This is a genomic window from Streptomyces sp. NPDC002130 (assembly GCF_040296465.1).
Lineage (GTDB): Bacteria > Actinomycetota > Actinomycetes > Streptomycetales > Streptomycetaceae > Streptomyces.
Genome location: NZ_JBEOXI010001160.1, coordinates 1 through 1,108, shown reverse-complemented (window position 1 = coordinate 1,108; position 1,108 = coordinate 1). Strand labels below are relative to the sequence as shown.

Sequence of the window (1,108 nt, the reverse complement as noted above, 5' to 3'; positions counted from 1 at the left end):
CCGAGTTCCGGGTCATCGAAGACTTTCCGTGGACCACGGAGTATCTACCGGATCCGGGCGTCGAGATGGAGGTCGTGGTCGAAAGCTTGAAGAAGAAGTATCCGAACGGCGCCAAGGTTGCACTGGCCACGAACCAGACGGAGTCCGGACAGGGGATCGCCAACGGCTTCAAATCCGCGATCGAAGGAACCAACTTCGAGATTGCGGCCGAGGAAGCCTTGACCGACCCCAAGACGGCGGCGTCGACTCTCAAGGCCAGCGGCGCCGAGGTTTTGGTGGTTGCCGGTGTCACCACCGACTGCCTCGCGATCACTCAGGCGATCGGACGTGTCGGATGGAAGCCCGACACCGTGATTCAGCCGTCGAACTGCGTCGACGGTGCGACCCTGTACGCACCCGCCGGTGATGCTGCCGACGGGCAGCAGGTGATGGTGTGGCTCAAGGATCCCAACAACGCTCTCTACAAGGACGACGTGGCGGTGCGTGACTACCTGTCCGGTGCAGCTGCTCACGGTGCCGATTCCCCGACCAACAGTTACACCGTGAACGGCTGGGCCATCGGTGACCTGTTGGTGGACAACTTCACTCGGGCCTCTCAGTCGTCCGACGGACTCTCACGCGCCACGATCATGAGTGCCGCGCGAACGCAGGACTACCACCCGCCGATGTTCATCGACGGAATCAAGTTCACGATGACCGCCGATCATGCATTGGGAATCCTGGCATTCCAGCCGTTCGAGTGGAACGCCGCCACCCAGGCGTTCGAGAAGCAGGGCGACGTGATCGACATTTCCGGCCGTTACGAGAACTGAAACGAGACGCGAATGAACAAGACACACAGGGGATTGCACCCTCGCAGCAAGGTGGACGAATACACCTCGAAGGGGTGGTGGTCCCAGCATATAGTGCTTCTCGGCACTGTAGGCGCCGTATTTGCGCTCGCCCTGATCGTCATCAGCTATCCGGGAATACGGTTTGTCTCGGGTGGAAGCCTTGCCGTGCCACTGGCAACCGTTTTGGCCGGAAGTGTTTACATCCTTGTTGTTTCGGTGCATCAACCGGCGGCAATGTTCCTCATGGACCCGCGAGGGCTGTGGTTGCAAGTCCT

At 60.3% G+C, this 1,108-nt stretch carries 2 protein-coding genes; both read left to right on the top strand.

Annotated elements, in window-relative coordinates; genetic code table 11:
* Positions 1 to 812: ABC transporter substrate-binding protein (locus ABT116_RS49270; protein WP_351648154.1), on the top strand; the 812-nt coding region annotated here is incomplete at its 5' end.
* 12 nt (positions 813 to 824) lie between these two features.
* A partial coding sequence (locus ABT116_RS49265; protein WP_351648152.1) for a hypothetical protein occupies positions 825 to 1,108 on the top strand: 284 nt, incomplete at its 3' end.